This is a genomic window from Paenibacillus tyrphae (genome assembly GCF_000722545.1).
Lineage (GTDB): Bacteria > Bacillota > Bacilli > Paenibacillales > NBRC-103111 > Paenibacillus_G > Paenibacillus_G tyrfis.
This window is the reverse complement of record NZ_JNVM01000074.1, coordinates 1-1,117: the sequence shown is the minus strand read 5'-3', so window position 1 is coordinate 1,117 and position 1,117 is coordinate 1. Positions and strand designations below refer to the sequence as shown.

At 57.2% G+C, this 1,117-nt stretch carries 1 protein-coding gene; it reads right to left on the bottom strand.

Translation table 11 applies throughout. From position 1 onward, the window contains the following. Window positions 1–1,117 (bottom strand): amino acid adenylation domain-containing protein (locus tag ET33_RS35645; protein WP_036693983.1); only part of this gene is annotated, 1,117 nt, incomplete at both ends.

Below are 1,117 nucleotides of genomic sequence, written 5' to 3'. Positions count from 1 at the left end.
AGTGCCTTGCGGTCCAGCTTCCCGTTGGCCGATAGCGGCATCTGCTCCATCTGTACAAAGTACGACGGAATCATATACCCCGGCAGTTCCCGCGACAGTTCTCCCCTCAGCTCGCTTACCGTCATCTGCTGCTCCGCCACGATATATGCGCAAAGCTGCTTCTGACCGCTTCCGTCTTCCCGCGCTATCACGACCGCTTGCTGTACCGGCGCCAATTTCAACAACTGCGCCTCGATCTCGCCCAGCTCGATCCGGTAGCCACGTATTTTGACTTGATGGTCGATCCGTCCAAGGTACTCAATATTGCCGTCCGGCAGCCATCTCGCCAAGTCCCCTGTCCGGTAGATCCGCTCTCCCGGCACCAGCGGGTGGTTCACGAACTTCTCTTCCGTCAGCTCCGGCCGGTTCAAATATCCACGCGCCAGCCCGACACCTGCGATGCACAGCTCTCCGGCCACACCCACAGGCTGCAGACCCTGGTTTCCTTCTCCTATGATGTACAACCGGATGTTGTCGATCGGTTTGCCGATCGGCACCGTTCCGCTTAATTCCCCGGCTGTGCACTCATAATACGAAACGTCAACTGTCGCCTCCGTCGGGCCATACAAGTTGATCAGTCTCGTGTCGCCAACTTCCCGTCGGAACTTCGACACCTGCGCTGGAGTCAGCGCTTCTCCGCTCGCAAATACTTGCCTCAACGACGCCAGCTTGCCGCTTGCTTTCCCTCCGGTTGAACCGACATATTCCAGGAACACGTCCAGCATCGACGGCACAAAATGCAGGGTGCTCACGTTATTCCGGGCGATCGTTTCCACGATCTCCTCCGGATTCTTTTCTCCTCCGACCGGCAGCAGGCATACTTTCGACCCTACCCATGACCACCAGAACAGCTCCCACACCGATACGTCAAACGTGATCGCCGTTTTTTGCAGTATCGTATCCCCCGAAGCGATCGGGTATGCTTTTTGCATCCACATCAACCGGTTGATCACCGAATGATGCTCGACCATGACGCCTTTGGGTTTGCCCGTTGTTCCTGACGTATAGATCACGTACGCCACATTGCGCGGGCCGGCAACCGGCTCCAGGTTCGCTCCGTCTTCGCTGTAGCTTTCTT